The organism is Paenibacillus sp. MMO-177 (assembly GCF_037147795.1).
GTDB lineage: Bacteria > Bacillota > Bacilli > Paenibacillales > Paenibacillaceae > Pristimantibacillus.
Map to the genome: position 1 here is coordinate 588,252 of NZ_JBBCUR010000002.1, position 16,088 is coordinate 604,339.

Here is a 16,088-nt window from a genome sequence, read left to right on the forward strand (position 1 = left end):
AAACAAGCGGCGTATTCGAATCCAAGGTTGCCGGCTGAATCGCCAGCGTCCCGAATACGTCGCCGCCTGCTTGTAATAGATGATACACCTATAAGAGCATTTTAATAGTTAAACCGCTCAATCAGTAACGGCTGCAGCTGTTTTCCCTGCAAGGCTGCTTCGCATGCTTCCAACGCCAGATCCATTCTCGCGACAAGCGAGTTTGGCTTTTGTACCGGGTTATCCTGGCCAAACGGCACAAAATAAATATTTTTGGCTACTAACAGCTTTGCAATATTAGCAGCATTCAGCCCGAGGCCGTCATTTGTTGAGATCGCCAGCACCAGAGGCCTTAAGTTGCGCATTTGAGCTTTCGCCGCCATAAGCACGGCACTATCGGTAATCGCATTGGCAAGCCTGCTGGTTGTGCTGCCCGTGCACGGCGCGATCAGAAGCACATCGAACAGCTTCGCCGGCCCAAGCGGTTCAGCCTGCACAATCGTCGAAATAATTTCGTTACCGGTTATCGCCTTCAGCTGCGTCTGCCATTCCTCAGACGATCCGAATCGCGTGTCTGTTGTCATAATGGATTGCGATACGATTGGCACCACATTAGCGCCAGCATCTACAAACCGTTTAATTTGAGGCATAATTTCAGCCAATGTACAGTGCGAGCCAGACAGCGCATACCCGACTGTTTTCCCTGTCCAATCCATTACCCATTCCCCCGCTTTATCGAATCGTCCGTAATCAACTGAGTCAAGCAATCCGCTATGATTCGTCCAGCTGTTTTGGGTGCGACGATACCGGGCAGTCCGGGCGCGAGCAACGCTTTAATGCCTCTCTTCTCGGCAAAGCGGAAATCAGTTCCGCCAGGCTTCGTGGCAAGGTCAATAATAACGGTTCGCGAGGGCAAATTTGCTATAATTTGCGCTGTGACTATCATAGTCGGAATTGTATTAAAAAGCAAGTCAATATTACCCGTATTTTGGAGGAGTTGACTTGTGTAAAACGGCGTAAAACCCATCTCGGCCGCCCTTGCAAAATGCTCGCTCCGCCTTACTCCTATCAGTACTTTCGCACCTAAGCTCTGCAAGGTCCGGGCCATGGTAAACCCGGTCCTGCCAAATCCCAATACCATGCTTGTTGATCCATGTATCGTAATATCCGTATTCTGAATGGCCATCATGATGGCCCCTTCTGCCGTCGGAATGGAGTTGTAGATCGCAACATCATCCCGGTCAAACAGCTCGACAAGACCAATCTGATGCTTCTCGCAAAGCTCCCTCAAATAGGGCTTTGCCATCCCGGCATATACCTTGCTATGCTTAGGCAGCCTAGCGATATGTCGATCCTCCAACTGCATCTGGCGGTCACTGAATACAGCATGAATAAAGCCGTTATCGTCCGTGCCTACTGCAGGCAGCAGCAGTGCATCAACATCGTCAAACAAGCTTTCGTCAAATTCGGCTTGCACTGCGCCGTCCAAGGATGAATGCAGTCCGTCAAAGCCGGATACCGTAACCGTTGCATCCAGCTCGGTTAACTTGCGAATAACTTCCAGTTGTCTCGCATCGCCTCCTAGCAGCAGTATTTGAACGCCTGTTAGCATGTAGGCTTCACTCCTTTCTGCGCACTAGTTATAGACCATCTTATGCCCTGCGCCCAGAATGGTGAAAGCCAATATTTCGGAACGCAAAAAAGCACCAAAACCAGGTTAACCTGGTTTTGGTGCTAAGATGGTTCTATTGAGTGCAGACCGGATATTTTTGGTTTCCAATTGTGCTTGAAGGCGGCTTGGGTAAGGGGTATCTCCTGCAGGAATGTTAATGTTCGCCTTTGTCTAATCATTGCGTCATCTAAAATATCAATCAAACAATGATTAGACAACAGCGGCCGTAAGGAGATACCCCGTCCCATTATGCCCCTCAAGCATTGTTAAACCAACTTACACGCCGGTATGCCCGAAGCCGCCTGCTCCGCGGACAGTGTCCGGGAGTTCGCTCGCCTCGGCGATCGTAATCTCCGGAAGCTGCTGGATGACCATTTGGGCAATGCGCTCTCCTCGGTTAATCGTGAACGGCTCTTGGCCTAGGTTAATGAGCAAGACCTTAACTTCTCCGCGGTAATCGGCATCAATGGTACCCGGCGAGTTCAGGCAAGTAATGCCGTGCTTGAATGCCAGCCCGCTTCTTGGTCGAACTTGGGCTTCGACTTGCGGCGGCATTGCCATGGCAAATCCTGTCGGGATCAGCTTGCGATCCCCCGGTGCCAGCACGACAGGCTCGGTTACTGCGGCCTGAAGGTCAAAGCCTGCAGCCCATTCTGACATTTTGCCAGGCAACGCGATGTCTTCATTGCCCGGCAGCCGTTTAAATAGAATTTGAAACAAAACGATCCCTCCCGATCTGTGCTGCAGCCTTATCGTTTGTTCCAACCATGGCAACGGCAAACGGTACGGACAACATCCGCTCCGTTACTTCTCGTACATCCTTCATCGTGACATTATCGATGCGTTGCAGCATTTCGTCTAACGTAAAATGTCTTCCGATCATCAACTCGTTCTTGCCAAGACGGTTCATCCGGCTGCTTGTGCTTTCAAGACTCAAGATCAGGCTGCCTTTCAGCTGCTCTTTCCCGCGGTGCAACTCTTCGTCACTCAGACCTTTAACCGCAAGCTCTTCCATCTGCTCCAGCGTTAGATCAAGCACTTCTTTCGTCTGCTTCGGCGCGGTTCCGGCATACACAGTAAACAAACCGCTGTCCGCATAAGACGTATGATACGAGTAAACCGAGTAGGCCAAGCCCCGTTTTTCGCGGATCTCCTGGAACAGCCGCGAGCTCATTCCGCCCCCAAGCGCATTGTTCAGCAAGATCATGGCATACAGCTGCGGGTCTGAATTGGAACAACCAGGGAATGTGAGGCAGAGATGGTTCTGCTCGGTCTTTTTCTTGAAGTAGACATAATCGCCGCGGAACGTTGGAGCCGTTACGATACCATCCTTCCCATTATTCTGAAAGCGGCCGAAATATTGCTCAAGGAGTGCCAGAAGCTTGGTTTCCTCCACGTTGCCGGCCACGCTGATTACCGTATTTTCAATCGTATATGTATCATTCATATATCCGCGCAGCGAATCGGAGTTCATGGCTGCAAGCCGTTCTTCCAGACCAAGAATGGAATACGCAAGCGGATGATCTCCGTAGGCTGCACGGGAAGCTTCATCATGCACCTTGTCGTCCGGCGTATCCTCGTACATCGAGATTTCTTCCAGAATCACGTTTTTTTCTTTCGCCAGTTCCTCCGAATCCAGCTTCGAATCGAAGAACATATCCGAAAGGGCGTCTACCGCGAGCGGCAGATGCTCATCCAGCACCTTTGCAAAATAGCAGGTATATTCCTTGGACGTAAAAGCATTCACGTTGCCGCCAATTCCGTCAAACAGATCGGCAATGTCTTTTGCCGTGCGGCCGTTAGTGCCCTTGAACAGCATATGCTCGACAAAATGGGAGATCCCGTTGTTCTCCGGCGTTTCATTCCGTGAACCCGTCTTTACCCAAATGCCGAAGGATACCGACCGAAATGTCGGCAAATATTCCACGACGACGCGGAGGCCATTGCTGAGCGTGTATTTATTCACTTCGTATCCTCCTAAAATGAATTGCCACACAAAGGGTTGATTATTAACCGTTTGTGGTGATTCATGCTTCGTAAGCATGAGCTGAAGATGAATGATTTCACTATAACAAATTTAGGGAGACTGCTCAACCGCAGAAGGAAGTCGGTTTGACGACAGCGTCTCGCTAACCGTGCCAAGCGCATAACCCTGGCGCTTTGCTTCGCGTATCATACCGGTAAGCGCATCCCTCGACGACGAGGTCGGGTGCATGAGAATCAGGGCGCCAGGCTCGAGCTTGGAGGAAATTTTCCGGATGATCCAATCCGGCGACGGCTTCTGCCAATCCACCGTATCAAGCGTCCACAACACCGTCATTAAACCTTGTTCGCTGGCAACCTGAACCGTAGTCTGGTTGTACGAGCCGGAAGGCGGAGCGAACCATTTGTTCTGTGCGCCAAGCGTACCCTTAATCAAATCCTCGGTACGGGAAATTTGCGTGTACTGGGATTGTCTATTTAGGGTTTTCATATCGGGGTGCGAATACGCATGATTTGAAATTTCATGGCCCCGTTCTTGAATCTGCTTCGCAACATCCGGATATTTCTTCAACCAAGAGCCATCCAGGAAAAAGGTTGCCTTCACCTTTTCTTTGTCGAATGTGTCCAGTATAGCCGGTAGATACTCGTTCCCCCATGCGACATTAACCATAATGGCAATCATCTTCTTGTTCGGATTGCCCTTATAAATCGGCCATGGCCCCAGATCCTTCAAGGAAATTTTCGGAGGAATCTCTTTGTATACAAACTGAATCGGCGACGTTTTACCGCTTGCAAGCGTTTGTTGATAGGTTTTCTCGACATCCACTTCCAGACCATTATACCCGGGAATCGCTTTCCATACCCGATCGATCCGAGCGTCAACGGGTTCAACATAGCGTTGTCGTGCCTCCGCTTCTATTGTTTCCCGCAGCTTGGCCTTTTCCTCATCGGAGATGGCCGATTCCGCCCCCGTAACAACCGCTTCCTTCCCTTTTACTGCCTGAATATAATCCATGACGCCTCCGGCATTCAGACGGATAAAGACAAATAGTACGATAAAGGAAGCACAAAGCCCAATGATTTTATTCCGCATACGCATCATTCCAGCTCCTACTTATCGATATAGGCCACGTATTATGGCGAATGCAGGCATAGCTTATCCATACGCCTGCGCTTGTCTAATAGGTATGTGGAGCTGGACGAGATTATGTCACAGAGATTTAGATGAAGACAGTCACGGATCCGTCTCTAACAAAACAAAAAGAGACAGATCGAATCTGGCTCTTTGCTTTAACAGATATGGAAGCGCAGTAGGTTTACTGCGCTGGAACTTGTGGAGTCAGAACAGCTTTGCGGGACAGATTAATACGACCCTGCTGATCGATTTCCGTAACTTTTACCGTAATCTGATCGCCAATCGCAACGACGTCTTCTACCTTCGCTACGCGCTCGGTCGAAAGCTGCGAAATGTGAACGAGACCGTCTTTGTTCGGAAGAATTTCAACAAACGCGCCGAATTTCTCGATCCGTTTTACGGTTCCGAGGTAGACCTCGCCAACAACGACTTCTTTTACGATACCCTCGATAATCGCCTTCGCGCGTTGGTTCATCTCTTCGTTCGAGGAAGCGATGTAGACCATTCCATCCTGCTCGATATCGATCTTTACGCCGGTTTCTTCAATAATTTTATTGATGATTTTACCGCCGGAGCCGATAACGTCACGGATCTTATCGGGGTTAATGCGGAGAGTCAGAATCTTAGGTGCGTATTTCGATAGGTTCGAACGCGACTCAGACATAACAGCCGTCATTTTGCCGAGGATGTGCATGCGGCCAATACGCGCTTGTTCCAATGCCTGCGACAAGATCGCACGGTCGATACCGTTGATTTTAATATCCATTTGGATAGCCGTAACGCCTTGCGCGGTACCCGCAACCTTGAAGTCCATATCGCCGAGGTGATCTTCCATGCCTTGGATGTCAGACAAGATGGAGAAATGATCTCCGTCTTTGATCAGACCCATTGCGATACCCGCTACAGGTGCTTTAATAGGTACGCCGGCATCCATCATAGCAAGCGTGCTTGCGCAAATACTTGCCTGCGAAGTCGAACCGTTCGATTCCAGAACTTCGGATACAAGGCGGATGGTGTACGGGAATTCCGCTTCGGAAGGAATAACCTTCGAAAGTGCGCGCTCGCCAAGTGCGCCGTGACCAATTTCGCGGCGGCCAGGAGGACGAAGCGGACGTGCCTCACCTACGCTGAATGGCGGGAAATTGTAATGATGCATGAAGCGTTTGGTCTCTTCCGGACTGATACCGTCCAGGATTTGAACATCGCCAAGCGCACCAAGCGTACAAATGCTAAGCGCTTGAGTTTGTCCACGCGTGAAGAGGCCGGAACCGTGTGTACGAGGCAGCAATGCAACATCGCACTCGATTGGACGAATCTCTTCAAGAGCACGGCCGTCCGGGCGTACTTTGTCATGCGTGATCAAGCGGCGTACTTCTTCTTTTACGATGTCGTACAGCACTTCTTTTACGTCTGCCAGAAGCTCGGGAGTTTCGGCATACACCTCTTCGAAATGAGCAACGGTCTCGCTGTTTGCGGCGTCAATCGCATCTTGGCGTGCATGCTTCTCCGGAATACGGATAGCTGCAACCAGCTTCTCAGAAGCAAAAGCGCGAACGGCAGCGTTAACTTCATCGTTAACCGCATGAAGCTTCACTTCCATTTTCGGTTTGCCTGCGGCAGCCTGAAGTTCCTCGATCGTAGCGACGATTTTCTTGATTTCATCATGGCCAAACATGATGGCTTCAAGCATAATGTCCTCCGATACTTCATTGCCTTCCGCTTCCACCATCATGATTGCGTCCTTTGTACCGGCAACCACAACGAAGATTTCCGTCAGTTGTTCTTGCTCGACTGTCGGGTTGATAATAAATTCGCCATTGATGCGACCTACGCTCACGCCGCCGATTGGTCCGTTGAATGGAACATCGGAAATCGTAAGCGCCGCGGAAGTACCGATCATAGCCGCAATTTCCGGCGGGCAGTCCTGGTCTACGCTCATGACGATATTCGCAACTTGAACATCGTTACGGAAGCCTTCCGGGAACAGCGGACGAATCGGACGGTCCGTCAAACGGCTGCTCAAGATCGCTTTCTCGCTTGGACGTCCTTCGCGTTTGATAAATCCGCCAGGGATTTTGCCAACCGCATATAAACGTTCTTCATAGTTCACGGTAAGCGGGAAGAAATCGAGGTCTTTCGGTTCAGCCGAAGCCGTTACCGTACAAAGAACGACGGTATCCCCGTAACGTACCGTTACTGCTGCATTAGCTTGCTTCGCCAAACGGCCTGTTTCCAGAACAAGCGGTCTGCCGCCTAATAACATCTCTACTCGTTGCAAACGTATTCCCTCCTAAAAAAGTTATGAAGCAATACTTGCTTCGTAAGCAAGTATGTGCTTAAAGTCATCGTTATGTAACCATTGGTTTTCATTACATTCGTGAACAGGGATGGTATATCCTGCTGAATGTTGTGATATTACAAAAAGCAACCCGATTCTGCCGGCTCCGGTAGCCCGGACGGCAAGACAACCAGGTTGCTTTTCATGAAACTTGTTCTAGCGGCGAAGGCCGAGTTTTTCGATCAATGCGCTATAACGTTTAACATCTTTGTTTTTCAGGTATGCCAACAGCTTACGGCGTTGACCTACCATCTTCAGCAGACCACGGCGGGAATGATGATCTTTCTTGTGCTCCCGCAAGTGTTGCGTCAAGTTCACGATGTTTTCCGTCAGGATAGCCACTTGAACTTCCGGGGAACCCGTGTCGCTCGCGTGTGTTTTGTGAGTCTCGATCAGTTGTTGCTTACGATCTTGTGTAATTGCCATCCTCGTTCACCTCCTGTTTCAGTTAATCGCCATTAGCCTCGAAACCGCCGGTGAGAGCTGATTTCCAAGCTAAGGTTCAAATGCGGTACGATACCGGACAGGCCGTTCTCGCCCACAACGTTACTTAGTATAGCACAATGAAGAAGGCAAGTAAATGCCACCGCTTAGGACAGACCAAAGAATAGCTTGGTTTGCTTCGCGTCTTCCCCAATCTGCTCGATTAATTCATGCACGGAACCAAAACGTTTCTCCGCACGGATAAAGGAGTGGAACTCAAGCGTGATCGGCTCTCCATATATCTCTTGATGGAAATCGAACAGATGCGCCTCCAGTACGGGACGAATCTCTTCTTTGTTAAACGTAGGCTTCATTCCGTGGTTGAGCACGCCGTAATAAGTTTTTCCCGCCACCTTTGCTTTAATGGCGAACACCCCAAGACAAGGGGTTACGTATGGCTTGGATAAACCTACATTGGCTGTCGGGAAACCGATCGTTCTTCCGCGCGCATCTCCGTGCACAACCATGCCATCCACTTCATAAGGCCGGCCAAGAAGAGTTGTTGCCAGCGCAATGTCACCCTTCTCGAGTGCGGCACGGATATACGTGCTGCTTACCTTCTCGCCATTCTCGTAAAGCGGCTCAACAATATCAACCGTGATATCGGGACTGCCTAGCGTCCTCATCGTTTCCGGATTTCCCTTTCCTTTGGAACCAAAGGTGAAATCGAAACCGACGACAACATGTTCGGCATGCAGAGGTCGCAATACCTCGTCTACAAATTGTTGAGGGCTGATTGCGGCAAAGGTCAGATCAAAATTCATGACAAGCATAATGTCAACGCCGAGCTCGGCGAACAGAGCCTGCTTCTCTTCCGGCGGTGTCAAGCAGCTGAAATATTGATCGCCTTGTCCAAGAACCTCTTTCGGATGCGGAAGGAAGGTCATTACGGCAGACAAAGCTCCGGTGTCCTTCGCAATTCGTACCGCTTGAGTAATCACGTTCTGATGACCGCGGTGAACACCGTCAAAATGCCCGATTGCCACAGCAAGCTTCTTGTTCCGAAGCATAGCCGGACTTTCGTGTAAAGGATAAGTAAGGGATATAATTTCCATGCTGATACACCTGCAATTCCTCTATATAATCCCGGTTAGGAAAATACTTTCACCGGTTTAAGCGCCAATGCTTGATCATCGGCCTCAAAAATTCCGATAAAAGCATCATTCTCGCCATATAGGCGTACGAGACTGCTGGAATCGAAGGAAGCGGCAATCCGCTTGTACGGTATTTTCTGCCCTCGAAGCGCCATCTCGGTAACCGCTGCATTTGCTTGAACCCGCTGAAGATGATCAATGGCGATATCAGCCGGAAGCAATTTCTCCTCCAGCCTTCCCGCTGCCTGCAGCTCCTCCAGCTCTTCAAGCGTGACGCATTGCTCTCTTGCAATCCCCCCGGACATCGTCCGAGTGAGCTCTGCCATCGCAGCCGGTACGCCAAGCGCACGGCCAATATCTACGCATAAGGTTCGAATATAGGTACCTTTGGAGCAGATAACGGAAAAGGCAAATCGCGGTTTATCCGCATCAAGATCCGCATTCAGAAGGTCAATCTGATGGATGGTCACTTTGCGTGACTTCCTCTCGACGGTCTTGCCTTCCCTTGCCAGCTCATAGAGCCGCTTGCCGTCTACCTTCACGGCGGAGAACATCGGCGGAACTTGATCGATCTCGCCAACAAAGCTTTGCAGCACCTGCAGCACCTGTTCTCTCGTTACCTTGATTCCAGTCTGCTCTTCAAGGACTGTCCCCGTCAAGTCTTCCGTATCCGTAGCTGTGCCGAGCTGAATGACGGCTTCGTAGGCTTTAGGTCTCTCCTGCAAATATTCAACCACTCTCGTTGATCTTCCGAGACACAGCGGCAATACGCCGGTAACCATCGGATCCAGAGTTCCCGCATGCCCGATACGCTTCATACGAACGATTCGCCGTACTTTCGCCACTACATCATGCGACGTCCAACCGGCAGGCTTCCATACGGCAATAATTCCGTCCATCTATTCATTCAACGCCTTTCTAACTGCTTCAACAAGCTCCTGCATCGCTTCCGTAAGCGTGCCTTGCATTCGGCAACCGGCCGCACGAACATGTCCGCCGCCGCCCAAAGCCTGAGCAATGGCCGCTACGTCCGCTTTTCCCGCAGACCGAAGGCTTGCCTTAACCCCGCCGTCTTCCGTTTCTTTGAAAAGAATCCCGACTTCCACGCCGTCAATATTAAGCGCGTAATTTACGATTCCTTCCAAATCATCAGGTACAGCGCCTATCTCTTTCATATCATCCTTGCCTACATACAGCCAGCCGATTTGCTGATCCTCCGTAAAGGTCAGTCTCGCTAAGCAGCGCTGAAGAAGCTTCAGCTTCGCCATCGTCATTTTCTCAAGCAAATGATCGGCTAGCTGATGTCCCGGCGCGCCAAGTGAAAGCATGCGGGAAGCAACATCCATCACTTTTGGACTGGTATTGGAATAACGGAATCCTCCGGTATCCGTAAGCAGTCCCGTATAGATAGCCGTCGCGCAATCCACATCGATGTTCAAACCTGACAATTCGATCAGATCAAACAGGATCTCAACCGTAGCCGCGGCATCGGGACGGATGACATTAACCACGCCAAACCCGTCATTGGTCGGGTGATGGTCGATATTAAGTATTTTCGCATCCTGCGCAAACAAGGCTGAAACCTCGCCAATACGCCGAAAATCGGCGCAATCGACCGCAATAACATGCGTGTACGTCTGCCCCGGCTTCTCCTTGCGGTAATTGACGATTTGATCAAAGCCTCTTAAGTAATTAAGCCGTGAAGGAGATTCCCCTTCATTAATCAGCGTTTTTGTTTTTCCCAATTGATCAAGCATCCAGCCTATAACCGAGGTGGAGCTGATTGCATCCCCATCGGGCTGCACATGGGAGACGACCAAGAAGTCGTCTCCTTCCCGCATAAATGCAAGTGCAGCTTCAAGCTGGTGCCCGTAGTTTACGCCGGCCGTCATTGGCCTTTGTTCCCACGGTTAATTTCTTCGAGCAGCCCTTCGATACGGCTGCCATACTCGATGCTGCTGTCGAACTTGAACAGCAGCTCCGGCGTGTGGCGGAGACGCATCCGCTTGCCAAGCTCAGAACGGAGATATCCGTTTGCTTTGCCAAGCGCTTTAAGGGTTTCTTCTTTTTGTTCTTCGCTGCCGAGCACGCTGAGGTAGACACGCGCCTGGGAAAGGTCGCTTGTCGCCTCAACACCTGTTACCGTAATAAATCCGATACGAGGATCCTTCAACTCGGTCTGGATAATTTGGCTCAGCTCTTTTTTAATCTGTTCGCCGACCCGTCCTACACGAATTTTTGCCATGCGTTAATCACCTCTCTACGGACTCCATTACGAAGGCTTCAATAATATCCCCTTCTTTGAAGTCGCTAAACCGCTCGATCGTAATACCGCACTCGTAGCCTTGAGCAACTTCTTTCACATCATCCTTGAAGCGTTTAACGGTATCCATTTTGCCTTCGAATACAACGATACCGCCGCGGATGACGCGAACTTCGGAGTTACGCGTAATTTTGCCGCTAATAACCATACATCCGGCGATAGCGCCAACTTTGCTGAGCTTGAAGATGTTGCGGACTTCCGCTTGGCCTTGAACAACCTCTTTGAAGATTGGATCCAGCATGCCTTTCATCGCTTGCTCGATCTCTTCGATTACGTTGTAAATAACGCGGTGCAGACGAACATCTACTTTCTCCTGCTGTGCAGCAAGATCAGCTTGCGGCTCTGGACGAACGTTAAATCCGATTACGATAGCGTTGGATGCCGCAGCCAAGTTGATGTCGGATTCCGTGATTGCGCCTACGCCGCTGTGAATGATCTTGATGCGAACGCCTTCGATGTCAATTTTCGCAAGGGAGCCTTTGAGAGCCTCTGTCGAGCCTTGAACGTCGGACTTGATGATGATGTTGAGATCTTTGATCTCGCCTTCTTGAATATGCTTGAACAAATCGTCAAGCGTAACGCGGGAATTCGCGCCAAGCTCCGACTGACGTTGTTTGATCGAACGACGGTCTGCAATAGCTCTTGCTTTGCGCTCGTCTTCAAATACCATAAACGGATCGCCTGCAAGCGGTACTTCCGTCAAGCCGGTAATCTCAACCGGAGTCGAAGGACCTGCTTCTTTGATACGACGGCCTTTATCGTTCACCATAGCGCGGACACGACCGAAGCAGTTGCCGGCTACGAAAGCATCGCCAATCTTAAGCGAGCCGTGTTGTACGAGAACGCGTGCTACCGGACCTTTACCTTTGTCGAGTTCGGCTTCAATAACTGTTCCGCGTGCGCGTTTGTCCGAATTTGCTTTGTAATCATTAACTTCGGCCACGAGCAGAATCATCTCGAGCAGCTCTTCCAGACCAAGGCGTTGCTTAGCCGATACGTTAACGAAGATTGTATCGCCGCCCCACTCTTCCGGAACGAGTTCGTATTCCGTAAGCGCCTGTTTGATTTTGTCAGGATCTGCTTCCGGTTTATCGATTTTGTTAACCGCTACGATAATAGGCACGCCAGCCGCCTTCGCATGGTTGACTGCTTCAACCGTCTGAGGCATAACGCCGTCATCGGCTGCTACAACGATGATCGTAATATCCGTTACTTGAGCACCGCGTGCGCGCATAAGCGTAAACGCTTCGTGACCCGGTGTATCGAGGAACGTAATTTTCTTATGGTTGATCTCAACTTGGTAAGCACCGATATGCTGGGTGATACCGCCTGCTTCGCCGCCCGTTACGTTTGTATGACGGATAGCGTCGAGAAGGGTTGTTTTACCATGGTCAACGTGACCCATAATCGTTACAACCGGTGGACGAGTCGTCAGATCTGCTTCATCATCCACTTCTTCCACGGTTTCGAAGGTATCTTCTTCAACCGGAATTTTCACTTCAACCTCTACGCCAAATTCTTGAGCAATCAGAAGAATGGTATCCATATCAAGCTCTTGGTTAATGGTAGCCATTACGCCAAGAGAAATAAGCTTCTTGATAACTTCTGACGCATCCTTATGAAGCAGCTTAGCCAAATCGCCTACTGTCATCGTACCGCGCACAATGATTTTCTTAGGCGTATTGTCGATTTTCTCGCGAGGAGGCTGCTGCGAATGGTTACGGTTATTTCTGCCGCCTTTGCCGCGACCGTTAGGATTCGTTCTAAAGTTCGGCTTGCCATCGTCGAAACGCTTTTGGCTGCCGTTGTTGTTATTCGTTCTGTTTTTGTTTACCGCATTGTTGCCTTTACGGTTGTTTGTTTCGCCTGCCGCAGTACCACGCGAAGTTGGTGCCGGACGGGACGAATCGAACGAACGGTTTTGTCCGCCGCCTTGACCTTGCGGACGGTTACCGCCTGGTGCGCCGCCGCCTTGTGGACGGTTGCCGCCCGGTGCGCCGCCTTGACCTTGCGGACGGTTAAATCCGCCGCCGCCTTGCGGACGATTGCCGCCTTGACCGCCTTGACCTTGCGGACGGTTGTAACCACCGCCGCCTTGACCTTGCGGGCGATTGCCGCCTTGGCCGCCTTGACCTTGCGGACGGTTGTAACCGCCGCCGCCTTGACCTTGCGGGCGATTGCCGCCCTGACCGCCTTGACCTTGCGGGCGGTTGCCTTGGTAAGAACCTTGACGGTTACCGCTGTGCTGCGGTCTGTTATTATTGCTGGAGCTGCTTCCGCTAGCAGTAGGGTTAGCTTGGCTCGAAGCCGAATTGCTTGTTGTTTCTTGCTGACTTTGCGGACGTTGTTCTTGTTGCGATTGGTTGGTTTCAGATGTCGTTTTAATAGAATTCATAGGCCCCTGTCTGTCCTGAGATAGATTTTTTTGTACCGTTTGATTATGCTGCGGTTTGCTTGCGGTCTGTGCCTGTGACTGAGGTGCCGCCGATACGGTAGCACTGCCGGAATCCTGGGCGCGCTTAGCTGCCGCATTTTGCTTAATATCGCGGAAGAAGCCTTCCACTTTTTGAACCATTTCGTTTTCCATAACGCTCATATGATTATTAACGGGCAGATTAAGCCGTTTAAGAATCGTTATAATTTCTTTACTGCTCATGTTTAGCGATTTTGCGTATTCGTATACGCGGGTTTTATCTTTATTGTCCTTGCTGTTGTCCTGTTGTTTGCTCAATATTATCCACCTCCGAATTTTGACTCAGATGACCTGCAATCATTTTTCCGAACTTTGCGTCAGTTACCGCCAGTACGACTCGTTCCGGCTTTCCGATGGCCTTTCCAAGCTGATCGCGGTCAAATGCTTCGGCGAGCTGTACCCCGTAGGTGTTGCATTTGTCGCGAAACTTCTTCTTCGTGTTCGGAGAAGCATCGCCCGCTATAATCACGAGCTGTGCTTCACCCTTACGAACCGCCTTGAGCACAATTTCATCTCCGGTAATAAGCTTTCCGGCTCTCATGGCCATTCCGAGCGAAGACAAGCCTTTATTCATCTTCATCGCTTTCCCGCTCCTTGCCTGCCAGAAACTCGTCCTCTACCGCAATGAAATCCTGTTCAAGCTGGTCGTAAATCGATGCGTCGACTGCCTGCTTTAATGCCCGGTCAAGCGCCTTGGACTTCTTAGCCAGCTTGAAACAGCTGACCTGCCCGCATAGATAGGCGCCGCGACCGGCTTTTTTCCCCGTCAGGTCTATAAGCACTTCTTCGTTTGGTGTCCGAACAACCCGGATGAGTTCTCTCTTCGGCTTCATTTCTTGGCATGCCACGCACTTGCGAAGCGGCACTTTTCTCGGTCTCACCGCACACCCCTCCTTTGCCCGTTAATGGACCCAAGATGCAAGCCTGCTATTAATCGATAGAAACGGAATCCTGATGCATAGTGCCTGCCGACGTTTTAGGACGGCCGTACTCCTGCTCGGCTTGAGTTTCACTCTTAATATCGATTTTCCAGCCTGTCAGCTTCGCGGCTAGGCGCGCATTCTGACCTTTAATGCCAATGGCAAGAGACAGCTGGTAATCAGGCACGATTACGCGGGCCATTTTCTCTTGTTCGAATACGATAACCTCAAGCACCTTCGACGGACTGAGCGCATTCGCTACATATTCCTCCACGTTCTCGGACCATCGGACGATATCAATCTTCTCGCCGGTGAGTTCGTTAACGATGGTTTGAACGCGCATGCCTTTAGGGCCTACGCAGGATCCTACCGGATCAACCTCTTCATTGCGCGAATAAACGGCAATCTTCGAGCGATAGCCGGCCTCGCGGGCAACGGAGCGGATCTCGACAACGCCGTCGTAGATTTCCGGCACTTCAAGCTCGAAGAGACGCTTAAGCAGGCCCGGATGAGTACGGGATAAAATAATTTGCGGCCCCTTCGTCGTGTTCTCTACCTTGGTAATGTACGACTTTACGCGGTCGCCGTGCTTGAATTTGTCCGTAGGCATTAGCTCGGTTAGAGGAAGCACCGCTTCGACCTTGCCGAGGTCAACAAACAGGTTGCGCGTATCCTGGCGCTGCACGATACCGTTAACGATATCTTCTTCCTTATCGATAAACGCGTTGTAGATCAGACCGCGCTCCGCTTCGCGGATACGCTGCGTAACGACCTGCTTCGCGGTCTGGGCAGCAATCCGGCCGAAATCACGAGGCGTAACCTCGATATCGGCGATATCGTCAAGAGTGTAGTGAGGGTTAATCTCGCGCGCAGCGTCAACTGTAATTTCAAGACGCGGATCGAGCACTTCGTCTACAACCGTCTTGCGGGCGTATACTTTAATAACGCCGCTGTGGCGGTTAATGTCTACGCGTACATTCTGCGCCGTATTGAAGTTGCGCTTGTAGCTCGATATCAAAGCCGCTTCAATCGCTTCTAACAGCACTTCCTTTGCAATCCCTTTATCCCTCTCGATTTCCGACAATGCTTCAATAAAATCCATGCTCATTGGAATGGAGTTCCCCCTTTCAAAAATAAAACGCTATTTAGAACACTATCGCAAGACGAGCGCTCGCGACCTTGGCGTAAGGAATGACATGCTCTTTCTTGCCGATTTTTACGGTAGCCTGCTCGCCGTCAAACGCCGTAAGCTGTCCTTCAAATTCCTTCGAACCGTCAATTGGCTCGTAAGTCGTTATGTAGACATGCTTGCCGACTGCTTTTCGGACATCTTCCGGCTTTTTAAGCGGACGCTCCGCACCCGGGGATGATACTTCCAAGAAGTAAGCATCGGAGACCGGATCGTTCTTATCCAATTCCTCGCTCAGAAATTCGCTGATTCTGCCGCATTCGTCAATATCGATGCCGCCTTCCTTGTCTACGAACACACGAAGGAAGAAGTTGCTGCCTTCCTTGACGTACTCAATATCAACAAGTTCAAATCCATTGCTGTTGAGGAAGGGAGTAACCATAGCCTCAACGACGGTTTTGATTTTGGATGTGCTCAATCGGTGTAACCTCCTGTTTCTTCATACGTAAGCAAGCGGCTAATTCGTATGCGAAAAAAGCCGTTTACAAAACGTAAAGAG

Annotated in this window: 16 protein-coding genes; all 16 read right to left on the minus strand. The window is 50.5% G+C overall.

Features of this window, described 5'->3' with window-relative positions:
- Nucleotides 1-101: 101 nt before the first annotated feature.
- Nucleotides 102-695, minus strand: a complete 594-nt coding sequence (locus tag WFK81_RS08360) for a dipicolinate synthase subunit B (RefSeq protein ID WP_336785982.1) — start codon at nucleotides 693-695, stop codon at nucleotides 102-104.
- Nucleotides 695-1,591, minus strand: a complete 897-nt coding sequence (gene dpsA, locus WFK81_RS08365) for a dipicolinate synthase subunit DpsA (protein WP_336785983.1) — start codon at nucleotides 1,589-1,591, stop codon at nucleotides 695-697. Before dpsA ends, WFK81_RS08360 begins: the two co-directional genes overlap by 1 nt.
- A 336-nt stretch (nucleotides 1,592-1,927) precedes the next feature.
- Complete coding sequence (gene dut, locus WFK81_RS08370; RefSeq protein WP_336785984.1) at nucleotides 1,928-2,371, minus strand: dUTP diphosphatase; 444 nt, start codon at nucleotides 2,369-2,371, stop codon at nucleotides 1,928-1,930.
- Nucleotides 2,352-3,617 carry a M16 family metallopeptidase gene (locus WFK81_RS08375; protein ID WP_336785985.1) on the minus strand — a complete coding sequence of 422 codons (1,266 nt, stop codon included), beginning with the start codon at nucleotides 3,615-3,617 and terminating at the stop codon, nucleotides 2,352-2,354. The genes dut and WFK81_RS08375 overlap by 20 nt, the downstream gene beginning before the upstream one ends.
- Nucleotides 3,618-3,728: 111 nt before the next feature.
- Nucleotides 3,729-4,736, minus strand: a complete 1,008-nt coding sequence (locus tag WFK81_RS08380) for a polysaccharide deacetylase family protein (RefSeq protein ID WP_336785986.1) — start codon at nucleotides 4,734-4,736, stop codon at nucleotides 3,729-3,731.
- 214 nt (nucleotides 4,737-4,950) lie between these two features.
- Nucleotides 4,951-7,032 (minus strand): polyribonucleotide nucleotidyltransferase, encoded by a 2,082-nt coding sequence (gene pnp / locus WFK81_RS08385; protein ID WP_336786450.1) that lies wholly within the window; start codon nucleotides 7,030-7,032, stop codon nucleotides 4,951-4,953.
- Nucleotides 7,033-7,263: 231 nt separating this feature from the next.
- Nucleotides 7,264-7,533: a 30S ribosomal protein S15 gene (rpsO, locus tag WFK81_RS08390; RefSeq protein WP_336785987.1), complete on the minus strand. Its 270-nt coding sequence runs from the start codon at nucleotides 7,531-7,533 to the stop codon at nucleotides 7,264-7,266.
- A 164-nt stretch (nucleotides 7,534-7,697) separates the two neighbouring features.
- On the minus strand, nucleotides 7,698-8,645 hold the full coding sequence (locus tag WFK81_RS08395; protein WP_336785988.1) for a bifunctional riboflavin kinase/FAD synthetase: 948 nt from the start codon (nucleotides 8,643-8,645) through the stop codon (nucleotides 7,698-7,700).
- A gap of 35 nt (nucleotides 8,646-8,680) precedes the next feature.
- Nucleotides 8,681-9,583 carry a tRNA pseudouridine(55) synthase TruB gene (truB, locus tag WFK81_RS08400; RefSeq protein WP_336785989.1) on the minus strand — a complete coding sequence of 301 codons (903 nt, stop codon included), beginning with the start codon at nucleotides 9,581-9,583 and terminating at the stop codon, nucleotides 8,681-8,683.
- Complete coding sequence (locus WFK81_RS08405) at nucleotides 9,584-10,576, minus strand: DHH family phosphoesterase (protein WP_336785990.1); 993 nt, start codon at nucleotides 10,574-10,576, stop codon at nucleotides 9,584-9,586.
- Nucleotides 10,573-10,929 carry a 30S ribosome-binding factor RbfA gene (gene rbfA, locus WFK81_RS08410; protein WP_015844983.1) on the minus strand — a complete coding sequence of 119 codons (357 nt, stop codon included), beginning with the start codon at nucleotides 10,927-10,929 and terminating at the stop codon, nucleotides 10,573-10,575. The genes WFK81_RS08405 and rbfA overlap by 4 nt, the downstream gene beginning before the upstream one ends.
- 7 nt (nucleotides 10,930-10,936) lie before the next feature.
- Nucleotides 10,937-13,738 carry a translation initiation factor IF-2 gene (gene infB, locus WFK81_RS08415; protein WP_336785991.1) on the minus strand — a complete coding sequence of 934 codons (2,802 nt, stop codon included), beginning with the start codon at nucleotides 13,736-13,738 and terminating at the stop codon, nucleotides 10,937-10,939.
- The gene (locus tag WFK81_RS08420) at nucleotides 13,704-14,054 is read right to left on the minus strand and encodes a L7Ae/L30e/S12e/Gadd45 family ribosomal protein (RefSeq protein ID WP_091183487.1); all 351 of its coding nucleotides are present in this window, start codon (nucleotides 14,052-14,054) and stop codon (nucleotides 13,704-13,706) included. Before WFK81_RS08420 ends, infB begins: the two co-directional genes overlap by 35 nt.
- Nucleotides 14,047-14,361, minus strand: coding sequence for an RNase P modulator RnpM (gene rnpM, locus WFK81_RS08425; RefSeq protein WP_091181683.1), 315 nt, complete (start codon nucleotides 14,359-14,361; stop codon nucleotides 14,047-14,049). Before rnpM ends, WFK81_RS08420 begins: the two co-directional genes overlap by 8 nt.
- 49 nt (nucleotides 14,362-14,410) lie before the next feature.
- Complete coding sequence (gene nusA, locus WFK81_RS08430; RefSeq protein ID WP_336785992.1) at nucleotides 14,411-15,508, minus strand: transcription termination factor NusA; 1,098 nt, start codon at nucleotides 15,506-15,508, stop codon at nucleotides 14,411-14,413.
- A gap of 37 nt (nucleotides 15,509-15,545) precedes the next feature.
- Entirely contained in the window at nucleotides 15,546-16,007 is a 462-nt protein-coding gene (gene rimP, locus WFK81_RS08435) for a ribosome maturation factor RimP (RefSeq protein ID WP_127495794.1), read from the minus strand.
- Nucleotides 16,008-16,088: the final 81 nt, after the last annotated feature.